Raw genomic sequence first — 21,790 nt, 5'->3', positions numbered from 1 at the left:
CAATATAAATTATGATGCCAATGGTAACCTGTTGGCAATGAAACAACGCGGCCAGGTGAATAATGCGGCAGGAGATGTAGATAAATTGAGCTACCGTTATAATGACAACAGCAACCAGCTGAAATCGGTCTATGATACGGTAAGGGCTAAAACCGGCCTGGGTGATTTTACCGATAGCCAGACGGATGGCGTTGATTATGCCTATGACGGAGTGGGTAACCTTACCCGTGACGGGAATAAACAAATCGCATCCATCAGCTACAACTACCTTAACCTGCCGGAACTGATAACCGTTACCGGGAAGGGAAATATACGGTTTATGTACGATGCGGGTGGTAATAAGGTCCGTAAGATCGTTACCGATAATACTACCGGAACCGCTAAGGTGACCACCACAGACTACCTGGGCGGCTTTGTCTATGAAAATGACAGTCTGCGTTTTGCCGGACATGAAGAAGGACGGATTCGGACTGTTTACCAGGCGGGTCAGGCGCCGACATTTGTCTACGACTATTTTGTAAAAGACCATCTGGGCAACACCCGGCTGGTACTCACGGAGCAGACGAACTTCACCATGTATGCCGCTACCATGGAAACGCCCAATGCAGCGACAGAGAACCTGTTGTTCAGTAATATCGACAATACCCGGAGTAATAAACCAGTAGGGTACCCGGCAGACGAAAGCGCCGGTAAAAATGAATCTGTCGCTAAATTGACCGCTACCGGCACTGGGAAAAAGATCGGCCCTTCGCTGGTGTTAAGGGTAATGGCGGGTGATACTATCCAGTTGAGCAGCAAGGCTTTTTATAAATCCAACGGTCCGGTTGACAAGAATAACCCCGTTGTTCCCGCCGAGAATATGTTAGCGGACCTGCTCAATGCATTTGGTGGTGCTACCCCCACGGACGCTACACACGGCGCTCCTGCATCAGTGGCGAGCACGCCTTTCAATGCCAATTTTTACAATCATGATTATCGTCAGCTGAAAGAGAAGAACCCCGATCAGCAGCCCGGTAAGCCGAAAGCTTATCTGAACTACGTTTTGTTCGATGATCAGTTTAAAATGGTAGAGCAAAACAGCGGAGTGAAGCAGGTGAAAGCCGAGCCTGATCAGTTGCAGACACTTTCTCAGGATAAGATGGTCATGGAAAAGAGCGGATTTTTGTATGTTTACACCAGTAATGAAAGTACGCAAGAGGTGTTCTTTGATAACCTGATGGTAGCGCAAATGAGTGGCCCGGTGCTGGAGGAGACGCATTATTATCCATTTGGGCTGACGATGGCGGGGATTAGTTCGAATGCGTTGGTGGGGAAGAACTATCCGGAGAATCGTAGGAAGTATAACGGAAATGAGTTGCAGTTCAAAGAGTTCAGTGACGGTAGCGGGTTAGAATGGTTCGACTTCAATGCAAGAACTTATGATCAGCAAATAGGAAGGTTTATACAGATAGATCCATTAATAGAAAATAATCAGGAAGATTATACGCCCTACCATTTTGCGTATAACAATCCCGTTAGGTTTAGTGATCCTGATGGAAGAATACCAATTGTGATTCCTATAGTAGTAGCTGTGATTGAATTTGGAGAAGCTCTTTGGTTTGGTTATCGTGCACATGCTACATTAAGTACTGCAATGAATTTATTATCAGAAGCAACTGGTAAAAACGGAGCTAAGCCTAAGGATAAAGAAGTAGCGCCTGCTGCTAAAGATGAAACTGCAGTTCGACTTCCAGTGCCAGAGAAAGCCATTGATGAGAAGGCGAAGCCGAAAGTATCTCCTGAGCTGGCTGAGAAGTTGGAGAAAATGGAGTCAACAACAACGCCGGATGCTCCTAAGCCTAATGGAGGAAGTTCCAAAAATGAAAGGCATGGCGACGGGGGTAGGGCAAAGTCGAAGGCGGAAAAGCAAATAGAGCAATATAGAGAACAGTTAAAGACTGCCACAGGAAGAGAGAAAAAGCAAATAGAACAGAAGATTAAAAATGTTCAAAGAGATGCGGCACAGAAAGCAAAAGGAGAGGAACATAGCAGAGCAAATAAACGATAATGTATGTATGAAATAATTCCTTTCAAACGTGTTGGTCAGTTTGAATTCAATACAAGTATATCAAGGTATCTGGATGGAGATAACTTTAATTTTTATCCTAAAGGAGATGGCGAAAGTTGGGACACATATAGCTACAGGGGGGGGGGGATAGATATATATACATCTGATAGTATTATTGAATCTATATCTTGTAGAAGTGATTGTTTTTTAGAAGGGCAGATGTTGATAGGAATGAATATTGAAGATTTTTGGGCTGTATTTAAAATTGCTGTGTCTAATATTAAGATGGAAAAGGTTTACTTTTTTGATGGAAGTGAGCAAGATGTTTATGATGTGGATTGTTTAGGGTTACAGCTTTGGGTTGACCAATATAATACAATTGTTACTGTATTTGTATCAATCTAGGGATTGTTTATAATACTGGTTTGTTCTACAATATAAGCAAAAGCCGTAGGTATATTGTCGAGACTGTAAAATGGATTGTGTCAAAGGCTAAAAAATTAAGACCCTTAATACAGTTTTTTTATGGAACAAAATGGAAAATTTGACTACGAAGAACTCAAACGGAAGACATTGGAGTAATTGCGCTCTGGTAAGTCCCTGTTTGGCAAAGACGGGGTGTAAGCTCACCTTTAAAAGATAGCGATCAAAAATATAAAAACGCTTAATTTTAAAGGAAATGAAAAAGTCAAAATTCACAGAAAGCCAAATCATCGGCATTCTGAATCCTGAAGGGACAAGAGTCGGAAGTGTCCGTAGCTGAGATCTGTCGAGAGTACCGCTGACCAGGCAGAGCGTAGTCTTGATCAACTGGAATCTAACTGGGGTACCCGATATCCCAAGGTGATCGAATCCTGGCGAAAGAACTGGCCACGACTCAGTAGCTATTTTCAGTACAACAAAGACATCCGCCGAATCATGTATACAACCAATATTATTGAAGGATTCCATCGGCGGCTTCGTGCTGTTACAAAATCAAAAGGCGCCTTCCAATCGGAAGACGCCCTTATGAAACTCTTATTCCTTGTCCAGGAGAATATATGTGCCAAGTGGAACAAGCCAGTACACAACTGGAATCAGACATTGGCGCAATATCAATTATATTTAGTGATCGATTGAAACTTAATCTTTAATCACTGTGACACACTTTATGTAATACTACCCTGGAAACGTTGACACAGCTTACTTTACACCGCCTCTCAAAACAATTCATCCAGCATCACATAATACGCCACCCGTTCCTCGTCCCTTTCCCTCCCTAATCTCTCAAACAACCCCGCCGCATAGTCATCGGTTCCGAAATTATGCTTCAGCGACCTTACACACAGCGCAATATCCTGGTAAATATCCGCCACGCCTGCGCCGCCGATATCAATGAACCCGCTCACCTGTCCCTGTTTACCGAAGATATTCGGCAGACAGTAATCGCCATGCGTGAATACCGGCGTGTAGTGCGCTGGCTTGTTTGCAATGAGATGATCCAGCAGTGCCTGTGGGGTAGGGAAGTGGTTATGGCCTTCCCAGTCGGAGGTGTCTACGAGTCCGTGTTGTACATTATACGCCGCGGCTGCCAGTTTCTTGTCGAGGCTGTTGTCGAAGGGGCAATCGTGGATGGGTAGTGCAGAGAGTAGTTGTATGCCGTCTGCCAATAGCTTGACCGTCAGTTCGGGGTTGTCGAGGTAGTGGCCGGCACAGAGCATGTCGCCGTCTACGGCGGTGGTGAGCAGGTAATCGATGCCGTCGTGCGTGCCGAAGTATTGTATTACTGGTACGGGGAGTTTGTCCTGTAGCCAGGTGAGTACGTCGTATTCCAGGCGAAGTCCCTGCCCGGAAGCCTGCGTTTTCAGGTAAAACACGCTGTGGGCGCTGGTGTAGCGGTACACGGCGGCGGCCGAATAACCGATGGTAACGGGCTCGGAGGTGGTGTCTGTCAGCAGGTGGGCCAGGTCTGTAGGGAGCTTGGGCATGGGTTCCTGTTTTGTCTCGCTGTAAAAATAGGATTTTAATATTTTCCTGGTGGGCTTGCATATGTAAAAGGCTTTTTTTTATTTTTATGGCTAAACCTTTCTTGTTTGAAGCACTTGCCGGATACCGCGTTGTTGGAGCGTATGCAGGCATATAATGACAGGGCCGCCTTTGATGAACTGTATCACCGCTACTGGGAACAGCTTTATATGGCCGCATATGCCAGATTGCAGCAGGAAGCAGATGCCAAAGATTGTCTGCAGGAAGTTTTCGTAGCGCTATGGCATAAACGCCGGGAGCTGCGGATTGAAGGGCCATTGGGGTCATACCTGCATGTGGCGCTGAAATACCGGGTGCTTAATCACCTCCGCAGCCACCTCAACTACCAGAAACACCTCGATATCTTTTCCGCTATCCCGCCGGCGGTATTTGACCGGGCGGACGACCGCCTCGCCCTGGCGGAAATACAGCAGATCATCGCTCAGACGGTGGCCGCCCTGCCGGAAAAGACACGCCAGGTATATCTCCTCAGTCGGCAGGAACAGCTTTCTGTCCGGGAAATGGCCGATCAGCTGGGCGTTTCCCAGCAGACCATCAAAAACCAGCTCACCACGGCGCTGAAGCGCCTGAAAGACGCCCTCGCCGGGTTTAAATAAAAATTTTTTTCTCCCCTTTAGTACCTTCTTTTCTGAGCGGTGTCATTACTATAGAAAACGGTTAAAAACGTGCACGACCAGGAAAAAATAGCAGCGATCATCACACGGCTCGAAACCGGCACCTGTACTCCACAAGAACTGGAATGGCTGCATGAATGGTATCAATCCCAGGATATGCAGGACAGTACAGCGTTCCGTCATGAAAGCCACCGGCAGCAGCTCCGCACAGAGATGCTGCAGCATATCCATGATCAGCTGGATACGGCGCCTGTTGTGACGGAAGGCAGGATAGTACCCTTCTATAAGAAGTGGTGGGCCGCCGCCGGCCTGCTGGCCGCCGTGGTATCGGTAAGTGCCTGGTTATGGCACGACTACCGGCAGCAGCACACCCTACTGCTGGTGGAGGTAGGTCCGGGACAGCAACGGCAACTGATGCTACCCGACAGCTCCCTGGTATGGCTCAACGCGGGCGCAAAACTAAAATATCCCCGCACCTTCAGCGAGGTGAGAACGGTGGAGCTGGAAGGGGAAGGATTCTTTGACATACACCCGGATGCACAGCATCCGTTTGAAGTGCATACGCAGGAACTGAATGTACAGGTGCTGGGTACCTCTTTCGATGTGAAAGCCTATAACACCCTGGATGAAACGCAGGTGACGGTGAAAACAGGCATGGTGAAAGTACTCCACCATCAGACGGGCCTCGATGTGCTCAGCGCCAACGACCAGCTGACCTACAGCCGTTCTGCGCAGCAATACATGAAATCCACCGTGGAAAACGACCAGATCAACGAATGGGCCAACGGTATGATCAGCCTGTCGCAAGCCGGCTTCGCTGAAGTGGCGCTCACCCTGGAAAACCAGTACGGCGTGCGCATCCGGTATAATCCGGCGGAGATGAAAACATTCGAATATACCCTGCGATGCAGTAAACAACTGTCGGTCACACAAGTACTGGACATCATCAGCAGTATACATCCGATACTATATGATATAAAGGACAACGAGATTACTATTCACCGCAAAAACTAATGTAGCACCCAGGAGGTTGCACCAGCTATTAACACCGGGATGACAGCAGTCAGATCATCCCTGGCGCCGCTATGACCATATGTGTACAAAAAAAAAACCGCGTCTGTTGCAGCAGACACGGTTTGGATCATACAATGTTTGTATGCATTTAGTAAAACACTAAAATCAACCAAAGATATGCAAAAATCGCTTTCGCTAACGTATATACGGAGCTTAGTGAGATGGAGCGTCGCGTTCACAGTGTTCTCACTGGGAAATATCAGCTTCCTTTCTCCACAGGTATATAGTCAGTCCGTGCAGCCGGTCGCCGTTACCGCTGCTTTTGAAAATGAAACGCTGGCGTCTTGTCTTAAAAAACTGGAACGCAGCTACCACCTGTCTTTCGGCTACGACAGCCAGGAATTGTCCCAATACCGGATCGATAAACAACATTTTGTCAATGAACCGCTGGAGAAGGTGCTGGCAGCCCTCCTTAGGAAAACAGCATTTACTTTCCAGTCTAAAAACGGTGTTTACCTGATCGTGAAACAGCCGTCAGTACCGGCGATGGCCACAACGTCGTCCGGTAAAATCCGTGGCCGTATAACAGATGCCGCTACCAGTAATCCCGTTCCAGGAGTGACCGTGCGCGTGGCCGGCGCTAAATATTATGCCGTCTCCAATCCGGAAGGGGAATATGAACTGGTTTTGCCTCCCGGTAATTATGCGCTTCAGTACTCTTTTATCGGTTACCAGGAAGAAATAAAACCCGCCGTGAAGGTGACGTCCGCCGCTGTGGCAGCGGTACCTGTAGCCCTGGTGGTGAAAGCTTCCCGTTTAACCGAGACCGTAGTGATCGGTTACGGTGTACAGGAACGCCGCAATCTCCTCGGCTCGGTAACCAGCTTCAAAGCCAGCGAATTGCCCGGCCAGATGCCCATCTCCGTGGATGAAGCCATGGTGGGTAAACTGCCCGGCGTATTCATCGCGCCCTCCAGCGGCGTGCCCGGAGCTGCCAGCAACATCACCATCCGTGGTATCAGTACCCTTAACGCCAACGGGAATACGCCGCTGATCGTGGTGGACGGTGTACCCATCTACGGCATCGATCCCAACCTCAACACCGTGGATTATAATAAAGGCGCCTCACAAGGCTTCAGCTTCGGAGGTAACCAGGTGGTGAATGAATACCGTCAGCCGACCACTTTCGAGAAGAACCCGCTGGCCACCCTCAATCCTGATGATATTGAATCCATCGAAGTACTGAAAGATGCTTATTCCACCGCCATCTACGGCTCCCGCGGCTCCGGCGGCGTGATACTCATCACCACTAAAAAAGGGAAACGCGGTAAATCGCGGGTAGACGTGCAGCTGGGCGCTTCCATCGCAGCCCCCCGTAAACTACCGTCCCTCATGACAGGCGACCAGTACGCCGATTTCTATACCCGGCTGTTTGCCCTGAAAGACTCTATCGGCAAAGCAGGGAATCCTTTTTACCGTCCGCTGAACTACCAATTCCCCAAAGGCGTAAACACCCGGTGGCTGGACGAAGTGACCCGCAATGCGGTAGGCAGCGATGCCAACGTTTCGCTCAGCGGCGGCACAGAAAAAAGCAACTACTATGTGAGCCTGGGATATGATCAGCAGCAGTCTTATATCGTTAATAACGACTTCGCCCGCTACCAGGGCCGTGTCAACTTCGACAACCAGATGACCAGCGCCCTGAAAGTAGGTGTGAGCATGTCGATGAACCAGGCTAAAAATAATTCGCTGAACGCACAGGAAGTATACCGCAACGCTATCCAGAAAGCGCCCAACATCGGGATCTACGACAGCACCGGCAATTTCAACTGGCGCTTCGGCAACAATCCCACCGGGCCGGAAGCGGTGGTCAACCCCGTCGCTCAGGCTACCACCGGTAAAAACTATTCTACCGACAGCCGTGTGCTGGGCAACGTGTTCGCCGACCTGAAACTGCGCTCCTGGCTTAGCCTGCACAGTGATTTCGGGGTGGACTGGATCAGTTCCCGGTCTTACAACCGTATTATTGGCCGGCCCCAGATGCCCGGCGGCAACGCCACCGAATCTCAGCAACAGCTGCGTAAATGGGTGACCAACAACCGCCTCGATATCAACAAAGCTTTTGATGGCGGTCATGCTATCAGCGCCATGCTGGGCCAGAGCTTCGAAAAATCAGTAGAGAACGTCAACTCCGTGGCGGGCGACGGCTTCCTGAACGACGAAATGCTGAGCATCTCCACCGCCAAAAACAAACGGGTGGTGAACTCCCTGCAACAACAGTGGGCACAGGTGTCTTTCCTCAGCAGGGTCAATTACGAATATAGGCACCGCTACCTGGTGGGCGTTACTTATCGTATGGACGGCTCTTCCCGCTTCTCTGCCAACCACCGCTACGTAGGTTTTCCCTCTTTCGCTGTGGGATGGATACCCAGCGAAGAGCATTTCCTGAAAGGCAGCAAACTCATCGAGCAACTGAAAATACGGGGTAGTGTAGGCTTTACCGGTAGCGACGGCGGCAACGGCTACTACGGAAACCAGGGCCAGTACGTGGTAGACGTGTACGGCGCCTCCTATGGCAGTGTGTCTGCCATCGGTGTGAAACAACCGGCCAATCCCAACCTGCAATGGGAACGTACCACTACCTGGAACGTAGGGATGGACCTCAGTATGCTTGACGGCCGTATCAGCGCTACACTGGATTACTACAGAAGACAGACATCCAACGCCATCCTCGGCTCCGTACTGCCTTACTTCATGGGCTTCGCCATGCAGAAACAAAACCTGGCAGACCTCAGTAATAATGGTATTGAGTTCAGCGTCACCAGTCAGAATATGGTCCGCAAGAATTTCAGCTGGACCACCAACTTCAACATCTCCGGTAACAGGAACAAAATTATCCGTCTCCATAAAATCAGCGAAGACCAGCTGGCCAATCAGAACGAAATTGATGGCAACAGGTTCTGGCGGGTAGGGCATTCCGCTACTGCCTTCTACCTGTACAACTGGGGCGGTGTTAATCCGGACAACGGTCAGCCGCTTTGGATCGACAATAGCGGTAAAAGTTCCGACAAGCCCATTCAGCAACAGTATCCCAACGCGCCATATGTACACCGCGAATACATGGGCGACGCCATGCCGGTGGTGTTCGGCGGTATGGGCAATACCTTTACCTATAAAGACCTCGAGTTGAACTGCTTCCTGTCTTTCTCTGCGGGCAATAAGATCATCAACGGCGCCAAAGCAGCGCAGTACAGCTACCTGGGAAGTTCTTCCACTGCGAATAACGTATACAACCTTTCACCGGAAATCCTGCAATACTGGCAGTACCCGGGGCAGCAGACGGATATCCCGGCGCTGATCAATAAGTCCAACGCAGCTTCTGCAGGCTTCGGCAGCTCCTACGACTATACGCTCAGCCGTCAGAATTCCCGCTTCCTGGAAGATGCTTCCTTTGTGAAGCTGAGAAGCGTGACGCTCACGTACAATTTCAGCCGCCTGCTGAGACATAGCGAAACGGTGAAATCGCTGCGTGTATTCGCAGAAGGCAATAACCTGCTGATCCTGACCAACTACTCCGGACTGGACCCTGAGGTGAGTGCCTATGGCTCTTCTGCACTGAATATGGGATTTGATGAACTCACCATGCCGTCGCCGCGTACGTGGAGAGTAGGTATTAAAGCATCTTTTTAAAATGAGATTATGAAAAGATATTCCTGTTATATATATGCTGCACTGCTGCTGGCCACCCTGGGGGCCTGCAGCCGGCAGCTGGACCTGAAGCCGGAAGGGACCATGGTAGAAGCCGACCTGCTGAAAAATAAACAGACCACCGAGAGTTTTCTGGCAGATACCTACCTGCAGCTGATGAAGAGCGCAGGCGGCAATGCCTTTATTTTCGGAGATGTGACCGGCAACGTGGCGAGCAGCTTCGACCAGGCGCTGGTGAAAGGCGCTGTAGACCCGCGGGACAACAACTACGACGCACTGTGGTCTACACCTTACGCCACCATCAACCAGGCAAATGTGATCATTACCCAGCTACCGAAACATGCTGACTTTGATGCTGCACTCCAGCAACAGTTTATGGCAGAAGCGAAGTTTATCCGTGCTTTCGGGCACCTGCTGCTGTTGCAGCTATATGGTGACGGCGCTTTGCAGAACAAGCCCAATAACATGGGCATCCCTTTAATGCTGCAGTCCTTTGATGGTTACGATGGCTCCCAGAACAAAGCCCGTAGTACCAACGCAGAGGTATACACGCAGATACTGAAAGATCTGGACGAGGCGATTGCAGCCCTGCCGGAAAAAAGAACCGATCCGGTGGCGCAGGCGAGCCGCGCCACCAAAGGCGCTGCTGCCGCCCTGGCGGCAAGGGTATGCCTGTACAGGCAGGACTATGCGAAAGCAGCTGTTTATGCCAACAGTGTACTGGCTGCGCAGCTTTACAACCTTCAGCCTTCTTTTGTGGCGTTGTGGCCGGATAATGCAAAGGGTAACGGTAAGTACCCGCTCAGCAGTGAGATTGTGTTCGCCTTCCCGGAAAGCTGGAACAGCACCGTCTATGGTAATCATGGTATTTATTATTCCTACGGCTATTATAAACCACTGCCTGATTTTGTAGCCATCTATGAAGCAACAGATGAAAGGCTGACAGACATGCTGACTGCCACCCAGCAAATGCGCAAATTCACCGATCCTAAAATAATGGACAATGTGAACATGGTCCGCCTGCCGGAAGTGATGCTGACGGCCGCCGAAGCGATGGCGCAGACCTCAGGAGTGAATGCTGCCTCTGTAGACCTGCTTAACCGTGTATACGCACGCGCCTACACGAAAAGCCCGGTGCCCAAAGTATATACCGTGGCTGACTTTACCACCAAACAGCAGCTGGTAGACCGCATTCTGCTGGAACGGAAACGGGAACTGGCCTTTGAAGGGTTTGCCCGTTTCGATGCCATTCGCAGCGGTCAGCAGCCTAATCCGCTGCTGCCGGCCAACAAGTACGCCATGCCCATTCCACAACGGGAGATCGATATCACCAATGGCCTGATCGTACAGAACCCCGGTTATGTGCAATAACGTAAAAGTATAAACGATAAACCATGAAGAAAATTATCACCACCCTCTCAGGGGCCTGCCTGGCACTCGGCAGCCTGGCGCAGTCGGGACAGCAGATCACCCTGCAGGGCAATATCAGCGGAGACCTGAAAGGGCATCACAAAATGTATATCTATACCCGTACCTATAAAGACTCCACCGTCATGGAGAATGGGCACTATTCCTTTAAAATTCCTTTCAGCGGACCGGTGTTCATGATGCTGCTTCCGGAATACATTCAGGCGGAACGCCAAATGTACGTACCCTATGGTGTATTGATGGACAAACCCACCACCTATACCGTTACCAGCGATATTACCAAAGGCATGAATGCTTCGACCGTAAAGGGCTCTGAAGCGCCCGAGCTGTACCAGGCCTACGGTAAAGAGAAAGCTGCCGCCTGGAAAACCATCAGCGCCACCCTGAAAAAGGAATTCGGCAAACCGTGGGTACAGGAAAACGATCCGCAATATGAGGCTTTTCAAAAAAGACAGGAAGAACTACAAAAACAATACCTGCTGCCGCTGCTGGAAAAATTGGTGAAACAACATCCCAATTCCTATGCGACGGTATTCAGTCTGAATGATGCCCGCCAGATCGCTACGGTGGACCAACAGGCCCGCCTATACGCCATGTTGTCCATAGAGATGCAGGCTTCCGCGCCCGCAAAAGAATTCCATCAGTTCACCGATGGTATCCGTAACTCCGCGATCGGTAAACAGGTAAGGGATTTCAGCCTGCCGGACCCGCAGGGTAAATTGATCCCTTTCAGTAGCCTGAAAGGAAAATATGTGCTGATCGACTTCTGGGCCAGCTGGTGCGCGCCCTGCCGCAAGTCTTTCCCGCATATGCGCGAGGTGTATCAGCAGTACAAAGACCAGAACTTCGTCATCTACAGTATTTCTATTGATAAGAGCAAAACAGACTGGCTGAAGGCCGTAGGAGAGGAGAACAACCCCTGGTTGCAGTCGCTGGACAATATCAATGTGGCCGGCAGCGGGTTTGCGATCACCGGCGTGCCAACCACTTACCTGATTGCTCCCGACGGGAAAATAATGATGAAAGAAATCGGGTTCGATGAAACCGGCAACGGTAACATCGAAAAGAAACTGGCTTCTCTGTTTGGCGGCGCCGTGAAAAAAGCGGAGGAGAAACCAAAAACAGAAGGTAAAGTGATCAAGGCGATGCCTATGACACCTATGCAATAATTTCATAAACCATCTACATGAGAAAAAATCAACGATCATGGTTGCTGGCGCTGCTTGCAGTTTCCATGACGCTGCCGGCGGCAGCGCAGACAAAAAGGTTTATCACCGTTAGCGGGAAAATTAAATTCCCCCCGCCAAAAGCGCAACAAGAAAAATTCCCTTTTCTTGTACAAAAACAGGTGGGAGACGATCGTGTTACCATTGATACCATCCGCCTGAAGCCAGATGGCTCCTATAGCGTGAAGATTGACGCTACGCGCCCGCAGTTTTATATCCTGAATGAGTTTGAAGAGGACAGGCTGACCATCTGGGCTAATAAAGATAATTTGCAGATCGACTTCAGAGGAGAAGATACTGCGAAGATCAGAATTAAAAACCCTCCGTATGTATACATTCACGGCAGCGAGGAAAACAACCTGATCAACCAGGTGAATTTTATTAACTATCGTAATTATCAGGCGATGATCCAGAACGGCCAGTTACAGTACCAGGCGTCACTGGCAAAAGATACTGCCCTGGAGCGGCGTATGCAGGGCCAGTATGATTGGTTGTTTGATGATATGGGTGAGCGTATAAAGCTGCTGGTTAAAATGTACCCCAATACACCGGTACTATTGTATGCGCTGGACTATCTGCATCCCCGGAAGGACAAAGAGTTGATCAATACAGAACTGGCTAAACTGGTAAAGAAATATCCTTATCTCGAAGAAGCCAGACGAAAACAGGCAGACATTGTAAAGGCAGAAGAGATTGCCCGCAAAACCGGTATTGGCGCTACTGCTATGAACTTCGCACAGAACAACGTGAGTGGTAAAGCGGTTCAGCTGAAAGACTATCGGGGGAAATACGTACTGCTCGATTTCTGGGCCAGCTGGTGCGGTCCCTGCAGGGCAGAGAACCCCAACGTGCTGGATAACTATGAAAAGTATCACAGCAAAGGGCTGGAAATTCTCGCCGTATCGCTGGATGATAAAAAAGACGCGTGGGTAAAAGCCATTAAAGACGACGGTCTTACCTGGGAGCACGTGAGCGACCTGAAAGGCTGGAAAAATGAAGTGGCGAAAGAATACAATATCCGTGCGGTACCCAGCAATTTCCTGATCGACAAGGATGGTAAAATTGTTGCCAAAGACCTCCGGGGTGAGGAACTGACAAAAAAACTGGAAGAAATCTTTGGTAAATAGTGTTAAAATAAAACTGTAAAGAAGCGTTATGAAGCGATTGTTATTATTGTTGAGCATCTGCTGGAGCAGTGTGTCCATGGCCCAGATGCAGGCTGCGAAGAAAATTATTCCCGATTATACCCATGAAACGCAGATCAAAAGCACGCCGGTGAAAATATGGCGGGTGATCCGCGATCTGCCGCAGGTGAAGGAATATTCCAACGGAACGGTCCGGGAGGTGAATGTCCGGACGGTGAACGATACGAAGTACCGCGATCTGACGTTTAGTGATGGCCGTAAGCGTACCGATGAAATAGAACAGATACATGATCAGTATAAGTTCTTTGTGTTTCATGTGACAGACCCGTTGCCGGCAGGTATCAGTAAAGCGATTGTGACCGCGCTGGTGGAATCGCTGCCGGACAAGGACGATGTGTCGGTGGTGCGCTGGAGCATTATCCTGGAGGGAGATAAGGCCGGCAGAAAACCGCTGGTAGACAGTCTTTCCGCTGAGATAGCCAACTACGAGGCAGGATTGAAAAAGATGCTGGAATAGCAAAAGAGAAGGAAGCCGGGTTGACGCCCGGCTTTTTTCATGGTTCTCTGAGAAAATCTTCTATCATGGCTACTGCCAGTGCTGGCATACGGCTGCCGGGTTTGGCGGTCAGCACTTCACCGAGGAATTCGCCGTGCTGGCCGGGCAGTATGGCGAGGCGCCCTTTGGGAAGCAGCCGGTACATGGCTGTGGCGTGCTCCGGCTGTGTGGCGTCCTGGTCGCTGATGATCACCAGCGTAGGTGCTTTAATGGAGCGGATCATGTCGTCGGGCCAGTCTTTAAAGGCCAGCATCCGGTCGTGGTCCTGGTTGAACATCGCTTGCAGTCCTTCAGGGTCTTTGCGTACCGCGAGGTACGCGTCTTTAAAAGGCTGCGGCATATCGCTGAAATGCGCTTTACGCATCATCTCCCAAACAGCCGGGTGCAGTCCTTCTCTTTTGTAAAACGAAGAGATGGAGACGATACGGCGCACCAGCTGCGGGTGACGGATGCCGATTTGCAGGGCGGTACAGCCGCCGTTGCTGAAGCCGAGGATGTCTGCCTGTGAGATGTGCAATGTCTGCAACAGGGCTGCTATATCGTCGGCATCCTGTTCAAAGGTCGTAGGGCCGGGGCGTCTGTCGCTATGCCCGTGACCCTGCATTTCTACGGCAATCACCTGGTGGTGTTTGGCAAAATCATTCAGCACCTGGCCGAAGGTGGTGCGGATGGTAGAGCCGCCGCCGTGTATCAATATCAGCGGGCTGCCGCTGCCGTGTATCTCGTAGTACATTTTGATGCCGTTGACGGTAGCGTAACTGCTGACAGTGTCGGTGACCGTTGCAGGCAAAGGAGTGGCCGTTCCGGGCATGGCATAGCCGATGGCGATGGCCAGAAAAATACTTTTTAACATAAAACTGTTTTTTATAAAGGGAGATTAACGGGCGCCCGTGGGTTGCAGGTGTGCTTCCAGTATGTCGAGCATCTGTTCCCAGCCTGGGTAGGCGCCGGTTCGTTTAGCCAATGCCGTGTCTACCGTCTGGTGCAGGGTGAAGAGCGTTTTATCACCTTGTGCGGTAAAAGTGACAGTGAGGATGGTTTCATCCGGCCAGTCGGGGTCCATGCCTGCTTCGCGGGAAGTGATCAGGCGTCCGCTGGCATCTGCCACCTGTAGTTTACAGACTATTTTCTCCGGCCGTGTGATTTCCAGGAAGGTGGTTCTGGCCCAGCAGTCTTTGTAAGCGCCGGCCGGATTCCGGATACAGGAGAGGAAGCCGCCGCCCGGGCGGATATCAACATCGGCGAAATGAATGGTGCAACCTTTCGGCGCATACCAGTGCTGGAGATGTTCTTCGCTGGTCCAGGCTTCAAATACCAGTTCCTGCGGTGCGTTGATGATACGGGAGATAAACGTATCCTGTTGATTAACGTTTGCCATGCTTTTTATTTTTAGATTGTAGTTCCTGCAGATAATTTTCCATGGAGTCGATAGTGGCGTTCCAGTATTTGCGGCATTCTTCCACCCAGGTGGTGACTTCCTTCAGCTTATCTATTTTCAGTTCACAATAACGTTCCCTGCCTTGCTGCCGGATCATGACCAGCCCGCATTCTGTCAACACTTTAATATGCTGGGAGATGGCCGGCCGGCTGGCGTCGAAATTGTCTGCGATGGCGTTCAGGTTCATGGACTGCCGGGCTATCAGCGAGATGATTTCCCGCCGGGTAGGGTCTGCTATGGCCTGATAGATATCCCTTCTTTTTTCCATTGTGTAAGTATTTGCTTACAAATATATAAAATGTAAGTGAATACTTACGTTTTTTTCAAAAAAAATTTTTCACGGGTTTTTGTGGCGTGTTGGTAACAAATGCATGTTGCCGATCGGCACGCCCATAAGGGCGGTGGTTTTTCTGAAACGAAATATAATCGGCGACGATGCAACGAAGAGGTGATGAACGAGGGCTTCAGGTATTTTACACCTATCTTCGCTGAAACTGATCTGCGAATGGGACCATGGTTATATACCTGCCCGCAATGTGGCGCAAAAAATTATTTTCAGGTATCGGCCATGTTGTCGCCCGAAATCCACTGCCATGAATGTGGCTTTGTGAAGATGAATCCGCCGGAGGTGCGGGAACGTGTTGGTAAGGCGCTGGAGGAGCATAAATGGTATGCGGGGTTCCTGGAGCTGATACTGGCGATAGAGGAGGAGCTGGGGATCTCCTTTGAAGACGCAGATTTTCCGCAACCGTTCGTTACATGGCGGAGGTTGTTGGAAGTAACTTTGCTGCATACCGGTACAGCCATAACAGCGATGCAGGTGATAACAATAATGGCGCGTTATGGCGATATAACGGAAATGGATATACGTGAAAGATTAGATGAACCGATACTTGTGTAAAAAATGACTGTACTGTATAATAGTCAGGAAAACTAATTATAATATTCAATTATTTATTGTGTTGTAATGCTTTGTGGTGGCTTGTTTGATGGTTGTTTACAGGTGCTGTTTTGTTAATCTTTTGAAATTTTATGAAAAAAAATTTGGTGAAATCGGAATCTTATTTATCTTCGCTTCACTTATCCAAACAGTCTGTTGAACAATTGTCCCAAAGTTGTCCCAAAGCATTTGAATATCGTTTTATACCCCAGAAACTATACTTATACTGAGATTGGCTATATCCTGAAATACAATTCCATAGGTTTTACAAATAATATCCCTTCGCTACGGTAACTGTTATCAGTGCTATCCGCTAGTGTCTGTTGGGAACCCGGATTTTTATTGTGTGTGCATGTGAATGTTTACGTAATGTATGGTTACGTACATATGGAAGTGTAGCGCTTATCCCTGCTGCACGCTGCTTGTTTTTCCGTTCTTTAAAACTTAGCTTATTGTTTTAAATCTGACTTCTGATGGAAAAGAAGATCCTATCCTGGACCATGCTTGCTGTGGTCTCGCAGGTGGAGGCGCATGCGCCTGTGCCGGCGGCTACAGCGAATGTCTCCGCGGCAGTGACGGCTCCTGTCACGTTTTTGCGGACTACCGGTAACATGAGTTTTGGCAACACGGCGCCTTCCGGGACAGCTGGTGTTGTGAAGCCGGCTCCTGGCGCCACCCGCAGGATTGCTTTTTATCTTGAACGAAGTACCATCAACGCCGTCATTGTTGCAGTACCAGGTGAAAGTGGCTAGTCGCCAACGAAAACTGATCGGCAATTCCGGCTAAAACCAAAAGGTCCTGTACTTCACCTGGGTGCAGGCCTTTGGTATCCCTGTCAGCAACCCAAAATTTTTTGAAAGATGTATGCAACCATGCTTATGAAACCACTAACCCTGCGCGTGCAGCGGAGATATGAGATAGTCTCTGCCACCGCATTCGCCCTCTCTTTGTTACTGTCCACGGTCACTGTGCACGCGCAGGGCGACGTAATGATCTATCCGAAACGCGTTGTATTTGACGGCGCCAAAAGAACGCAGGACCTCGGCCTGGCTAATACCGGCACAGATACTGCCACCTACCAGGTGTCTTTTGTGCAGATCCGGATGAAGGAAGATGGCTCCTTTGAAAACATAGAGCAGCCGGATTCCGGACAAAGCTTCGCCAGCAACAACCTCCGTATTTTTCCCCGTACCGTTTCTATTGCGCCTAAAGAATCACAAGCGGTGAAACTGCAGGTGATTAACACCGGTAGCCTTCCTCCCGGTGAGTACAGATCTCATGTTTATTTCAGGGCTGTCCCTCGTCCCTTACCTGCCGGTGAAATACCTTTAATGCGGCCAAAAGATACCAGTAGCCTGGAAGTGAAACTGGTGCCCGTATTCGGTGTCACCGTACCTGTCATCATCCGTGTGGGCGCTGACTCCACTGCCGTCGTTATCTCCGAAATGGGCGTGGACTTCAACAACCCCCAACAACCACAGCTGATGTTTTCGCTGAACCGCAACGGTAATATGTCGGCCTACGGCGATCTGACGATCGATTATATCTCGCCGTCAGGCCAGCGAACGCGGGCCGCGGCAGCCAGAGGTGTGGCGGTGTACACGCCGCTGCTGAAAAGGAAAGTCAGGATTGATCTGGATAACACCGCCAAATTGGATTATCATCAGGGCAGGCTGGAAGTAAATTATGAAACCGTTTCCGCCAAACCGGCCACACTGGCCAGGCAGGAACTGGTCCTTCGCTGAGGTCAGCAATCATTGATTAACCCCTTAGTAATAACCCGATCATGTGTATGCATTTTGTACAGCACCCTGCCGGGTGGGCTGCGACGGGCATCTTGTGTCTGATGTATTGTCTGCCCGCTATAGCACAGGTGACTCCCACCATCGTCCAGCAACTTAGTTTTGGTACTTTCTGCGCAGGACAAAGCGGCGGCACCATCAGCGTTAACACAGACGGCGCTACCACCACTACCGGAGATGTAATTCCCATCGGTAAAGGGTCTATGGCCACACCGGCGGTGATAGAACTGCAAGCGCCTGTTGGCAGCAGGATCAGCATCCTGGAAACCAACTCGCTGCTGAAAGGCGGTAACGGTAATTCCCTGTCCCTGCGCATCAAAGCCTCCGACCCGGTGATGCCTTTCATTACCAAAACAGCGCGGACGAGCATCCATATCGGCGGCACATTAACCATCAGCAAGCCCGGACAAACAGCTTCAGGAAAGTATAACGGACAGGTTTTCATCACTTTTTTAGCAGGCGAGTAACCCGTCGCTTATCGAGAAACCATGCACCATGAAACGTCTTCACGATATGATCATGCCCGCTTTGTTTGGCGTGCTCGGTATAATATTCCTCCTCGCGGGAACACGGGCCGGATGTTATGCGCAAAGCCCCGCTGCAGACGAAGAGCTGGTAGTGACCGTGGGGATGCAGGAACTGGGGAACGCTGAGATATCTGCCATTATCCATAACCAGGATATTTACCTGTCAGTGAGTGACCTGTTCGATTTCCTGCAAGTTAAAAATATCATGTCCCCTCAGGCAGATACCCTGTCAGGGTTTATCACCGGCCCGGATGACCGGTATATCATCGAAAAGACAACAAGGACGATTACATACAACAAAAAAACATTCACCATGAACACTGATAAACTACGCTGCACACCTGCGGGATTCTATCTTCGCTCTACCAGCTGGGGAGACATGTTCGGGCTGAATTGTGTTTTCCGCTTCCGCGACCTGTATGTAACCGTAACGACTCAACGTGAGCTGCCCGTTATCCGGGAAATAAAGCAACAAAAACTGCGCGATAATATTAACCGGTTGAAAGGGGAGGAGAAAGCGGATACCATTATCCGCAGGAAAACCAACGCTTTCAGCGTGAATGCTGCCGACTGGGCCGTGATGGCCGCCCGGCAACAGCATACCAACAGCGTGAACCTCAACCTGTCGCTCGGCGGACAAATGGCCGGCGGCGAAACCAACCTGCAACTGAATTATATCGATGGAAGCCTCGACGTGCGTAATCAACAGTTCATATGGCATTATGTGAACAATGATCATCCATTGTTACGGCAGGTTACCGCGGGCAAAATCAATAGTATGGGCATCGCGTCTGTATTATATCCGCTGGCCGGCGTGCAGTTTACCAATGCACCCACGCTCAGCAGGACAGCCTTCGGTACCTACCGGTTGACCGACATCACCACCCCCGGATGGAAAGTGGAGCTGTATATCAATCAGGAGCTGATTGATTATCAGCAGGCGGACGCCTCCGGCTTCTTTGCTTTCAACGTACCCATTATCTATGGCAATACGACGGTGACCCTTCGCTTTTACGGCCCTTTCGGTGAAGTACGCAGCGAACAACGGCAAATTATGGTGCCTTTTAATTTCCTGCCTGCCGGAGAAATGGAATATACATTGACCGGCGGTATGCTGCTCGATGGTCAAAGCAGCCGTTACGCCATGGGCACCTTGCACTACGGCATCACCAGGCGGATCACCGTGGGAGCAGGTACAGAATACCTTTCCTCCATTCCGGGCGGTAAACCCATTCCTTTTGTGCACGCGGCATGGAGACTAACAGACAACCTCATCATCAGCGGTGAATACGCGCATCAGGTGAGAAGTAAAGCATCTTTCTTCTGGCGGCTGCCTTTCGACCTGGAAGTAGATGCGCAGTACCTGCGCTACCAACCGGGGCAGCAGGCAGTGAAATACAACTACCAGGAAGAGCGAAAACTTTCACTGACGCTGCCGGTGCGCAAACCAGGGTTTTCCCTCTTCTCCCGGTTGACAGCGGATCAGATCACCATGCCGCCGGCAGAACAGCTGCCGGTGACAGAAAAAATTCCCGGAACACCCGCCGTTCCGCCAGTGAAATACACTACCGTAGAATGGATAAATTCCGGCACGATCGGCAATGTGAATACCAATGTGACCACTTTCTGTAATTTCAGGGAAGGGGCGGAACCAATGATCTACACCGCCTTGTCGCAGACATACCGGCTTTTCTCCAATATGTTTTTAATGCCCCGGCTGCAGTATTCCTTCGACAGTCACCAGTTTACCAATGCGCGGCTGGAATTGGAGCGGTACATACGGGAACGAACCTACGTAAGACTGTCTTTCGAAAGAGACTTCGTCTATCAGCAGTTTATGGGCGGTATCACCCTCCGTTATGATTTCAGGTTTGCCAAGGTGGGGTTGAACACGATGATAGCGGGCCGTAATTCGTCCGTCACCGCTACGGCGGGCGGGAGCCTGCTGTATGACCGGGAGAGCCATTACCTGATGGCCAGCAACCTGGGCAGCGTAGGCCGGGCACAGCTCACCGTGCTGGCGTTTCTTGACCTCAACGGCAATGGTAAAAGAGATGCGGGAGAATCCAGGCTGGAGGGGCTTTCCATTCAGGTCAACGGCGGCGTGTCCGTGTTCAGCAAAGAGGATACCCTTTACCGGGTGTTTAATCTCGAACCTTACCGTAAATATTTGGTCCGCTTAAACCCTGATGGTTTCCCTTCCGTGGCGTGGCAGCTGAAATATACCTCTATCGGGGTGACGGCGCTGCCCAACCAGTTCAAACCGGTAGAAATCCCCGTGACCGTTTCCGGCGAGGTAGCCGGCATGGTCCGGAGTATAAATAAACAGGGCATGTCCCGCATCCGGATGAATATACTGGATGCCGGCTGCAACACTGTGGCCTCCGTGCTCACGGAGTCAGACGGTTATTTCAGCTACCTTGGCCTTCGTCCCGGCACCTATACCTTAAGCCCGGACCCGGCGCAGCTGCAGCGCCTGCATATGACAGCCCAACCCGCTGAAATAACCGTTACCATTAAACGAAACCCGGATGGAGATGTCGTCGACGGGCTATTGTTTAAGCTTATTTCGAATCTATCCACTAACCCTCCAAAATAGTTTGATCACCCCAAAACTTTTTATTTAATCACTCATTTATTATTCATTTTTTAAAACCCAAATTTTATGAAAAAGGTGTTATCATTAATGGTTATCGTTTCAGCTATCTTCGCTGGTAAAGCAGTTGCACAAACATCCGCTACCGCAACAGCCAATGCATCTGCTACTATCATCACCCCCATCACCCTGACCAAAACGCTGGACATGAACTTCGGTATCCTGGCTTCTTCCCCTATCCCGGGAACGCTGAAGCTCAGCCCTGCCGGTATCCGTACCACTACAGGCGGTGTCTCCACCTTGCCTACTACTGGTACCGTTACGCCTGCGCTCTTCTCCGTGGCAGGTGAAAATGGCTACACTTACGCCATTACACTGCCTATCCTTCCGGTAGTTTTGAACAACACTACTGTTCCCGGTGCATTTATGCTGGCATCAGCTTTCACCAGTTCTCCATCCGTGATTACCGGTGGTTTGCTGACTGGCGGCTCCCAGGCGCTGAACGTAGGTGCTACCCTGTTTGTAGGGCCTAACCAGGCTGCGGGCGTCTATAACTCCCTGCTGCCTTTCCCGGTTACAGTAAATTATAACTAAGCAATTGTTGCGGTTGCTAGAAAAAGGGGTTGTCCTGACTGTAGGGCAGCCTCTTTCTTTTTTATATAGAGGCGGCGCAATTTGGGGAATGGGGAAGAGGAAGCTTGTGGTTATCGTCACCTCCCGGGGG

General features: G+C 50.2%; 19 protein-coding genes and 1 pseudogene. 16 read left to right on the top strand and 4 right to left on the bottom strand.

The annotated features are described in order from the left end of the window. The 3 genes and pseudogenes from B5D63_RS33345 to B5D63_RS35870 all read left to right on the top strand — a co-directional run. Positions 1–2,047: RHS repeat domain-containing protein (locus B5D63_RS33345; RefSeq protein ID WP_317044829.1), on the top strand; the 2,047-nt coding region annotated here is incomplete at its 5' end. A gap of 3 nt (positions 2,048–2,050) precedes the next feature. Next, positions 2,051–2,452, top strand: a complete 402-nt coding sequence (locus B5D63_RS33340; protein WP_078673226.1) for a hypothetical protein — start codon at positions 2,051–2,053, stop codon at positions 2,450–2,452. Positions 2,453–2,821: 369 nt separating this feature from the next. After that, positions 2,822–3,180 (top strand): annotated as a pseudogene (locus B5D63_RS35870) (transposase); the annotation flags it as partial. 66 nt (positions 3,181–3,246) lie between these two features. Here the strand turns inward: B5D63_RS35870 and B5D63_RS33325 are convergent. Continuing rightward, complete coding sequence (locus tag B5D63_RS33325; protein ID WP_078673223.1) at positions 3,247–4,014, bottom strand: APH(3') family aminoglycoside O-phosphotransferase; 768 nt, start codon at positions 4,012–4,014, stop codon at positions 3,247–3,249. A 105-nt stretch (positions 4,015–4,119) separates the two neighbouring features. Here B5D63_RS33325 and B5D63_RS33320 point away from each other — a divergent pair, with 105 nt between their 5' ends. The 7 genes from B5D63_RS33320 to B5D63_RS33290 all read left to right on the top strand — a co-directional run bounded on the left by B5D63_RS33320 (position 4,120) and on the right by B5D63_RS33290 (position 13,724). After that, positions 4,120–4,668, top strand: coding sequence for an RNA polymerase sigma-70 factor (locus B5D63_RS33320; protein ID WP_143313316.1), 549 nt, complete (start codon positions 4,120–4,122; stop codon positions 4,666–4,668). Positions 4,669–4,737: 69 nt separating this feature from the next. After that, a complete protein-coding gene (locus tag B5D63_RS33315; protein ID WP_078673221.1) occupies positions 4,738–5,700 on the top strand; it encodes a FecR family protein in 963 nt (320 codons plus the stop codon). 177 nt (positions 5,701–5,877) lie between these two features. Next, on the top strand, positions 5,878–9,390 hold the full coding sequence (locus tag B5D63_RS33310) for a SusC/RagA family TonB-linked outer membrane protein (protein WP_078673220.1): 3,513 nt from the start codon (positions 5,878–5,880) through the stop codon (positions 9,388–9,390). A gap of 9 nt (positions 9,391–9,399) precedes the next feature. Continuing rightward, positions 9,400–10,779 (top strand): RagB/SusD family nutrient uptake outer membrane protein, encoded by a 1,380-nt coding sequence (locus B5D63_RS33305; RefSeq protein WP_078673219.1) that lies wholly within the window; start codon positions 9,400–9,402, stop codon positions 10,777–10,779. A 23-nt stretch (positions 10,780–10,802) separates the two neighbouring features. Beyond that, positions 10,803–12,005 carry a TlpA disulfide reductase family protein gene (locus B5D63_RS33300; RefSeq protein ID WP_078673218.1) on the top strand — a complete coding sequence of 401 codons (1,203 nt, stop codon included), beginning with the start codon at positions 10,803–10,805 and terminating at the stop codon, positions 12,003–12,005. 17 nt (positions 12,006–12,022) lie between these two features. Beyond that, complete coding sequence (locus tag B5D63_RS35550) at positions 12,023–13,189, top strand: peroxiredoxin family protein (RefSeq protein WP_143313314.1); 1,167 nt, start codon at positions 12,023–12,025, stop codon at positions 13,187–13,189. Between the two features lie 28 nt (positions 13,190–13,217). Further along, positions 13,218–13,724: an SRPBCC family protein gene (locus tag B5D63_RS33290; protein ID WP_143313312.1), complete on the top strand. Its 507-nt coding sequence runs from the start codon at positions 13,218–13,220 to the stop codon at positions 13,722–13,724. Positions 13,725–13,761: 37 nt separating this feature from the next. Here the strand turns inward: B5D63_RS33290 and B5D63_RS33285 are convergent, their stop codons facing one another. Genes B5D63_RS33285 through B5D63_RS33275 form a run of 3 tightly spaced genes read right to left on the bottom strand, consistent with a single transcriptional unit; the run spans position 13,762 to position 15,469 of the window. Further along, a complete protein-coding gene (locus B5D63_RS33285) occupies positions 13,762–14,616 on the bottom strand; it encodes an alpha/beta fold hydrolase (RefSeq protein ID WP_078673216.1) in 855 nt (284 codons plus the stop codon). Between the two features lie 24 nt (positions 14,617–14,640). Beyond that, positions 14,641–15,141 (bottom strand): SRPBCC domain-containing protein, encoded by a 501-nt coding sequence (locus B5D63_RS33280; protein WP_078673215.1) that lies wholly within the window; start codon positions 15,139–15,141, stop codon positions 14,641–14,643. Continuing rightward, positions 15,128–15,469 (bottom strand): ArsR/SmtB family transcription factor, encoded by a 342-nt coding sequence (locus B5D63_RS33275; protein ID WP_078673214.1) that lies wholly within the window; start codon positions 15,467–15,469, stop codon positions 15,128–15,130. The genes B5D63_RS33280 and B5D63_RS33275 overlap by 14 nt, the downstream gene beginning before the upstream one ends. Positions 15,470–15,706: 237 nt before the next feature. Here B5D63_RS33275 and B5D63_RS33270 point away from each other — a divergent pair, with 237 nt between their 5' ends. The 6 genes from B5D63_RS33270 (at position 15,707) to B5D63_RS33245 (ending at position 21,660) form a co-directional block, all read left to right on the top strand. Beyond that, the gene (locus tag B5D63_RS33270) at positions 15,707–16,102 is read left to right on the top strand and encodes a hypothetical protein (protein WP_143313310.1); all 396 of its coding nucleotides are present in this window, start codon (positions 15,707–15,709) and stop codon (positions 16,100–16,102) included. 539 nt (positions 16,103–16,641) lie between these two features. After that, a complete protein-coding gene (locus B5D63_RS33265) occupies positions 16,642–16,893 on the top strand; it encodes a hypothetical protein (RefSeq protein ID WP_143313308.1) in 252 nt (83 codons plus the stop codon). Positions 16,894–17,019: 126 nt separating this feature from the next. Next, positions 17,020–17,886 carry a fimbrial biogenesis chaperone gene (locus B5D63_RS33260; RefSeq protein ID WP_143313306.1) on the top strand — a complete coding sequence of 289 codons (867 nt, stop codon included), beginning with the start codon at positions 17,020–17,022 and terminating at the stop codon, positions 17,884–17,886. A 47-nt stretch (positions 17,887–17,933) separates the two neighbouring features. Beyond that, positions 17,934–18,410 (top strand): DUF4402 domain-containing protein, encoded by a 477-nt coding sequence (locus tag B5D63_RS33255; RefSeq protein WP_159456263.1) that lies wholly within the window; start codon positions 17,934–17,936, stop codon positions 18,408–18,410. A 28-nt stretch (positions 18,411–18,438) separates the two neighbouring features. Beyond that, the gene (locus B5D63_RS33250) at positions 18,439–21,069 is read left to right on the top strand and encodes a carboxypeptidase-like regulatory domain-containing protein (RefSeq protein ID WP_143313304.1); all 2,631 of its coding nucleotides are present in this window, start codon (positions 18,439–18,441) and stop codon (positions 21,067–21,069) included. A gap of 66 nt (positions 21,070–21,135) precedes the next feature. Further along, the gene (locus B5D63_RS33245) at positions 21,136–21,660 is read left to right on the top strand and encodes a DUF4402 domain-containing protein (RefSeq protein ID WP_078673208.1); all 525 of its coding nucleotides are present in this window, start codon (positions 21,136–21,138) and stop codon (positions 21,658–21,660) included. Positions 21,661–21,790 lie beyond the last annotated feature (130 nt).

Origin of the sequence: Chitinophaga eiseniae (assembly GCF_900167135.1) — a bacterium.
GTDB lineage: Bacteria > Bacteroidota > Bacteroidia > Chitinophagales > Chitinophagaceae > Chitinophaga > Chitinophaga eiseniae.
Note: the sequence above shows the minus strand (reverse complement) of the source record. Positions and strands in the feature narration are given on the sequence as shown.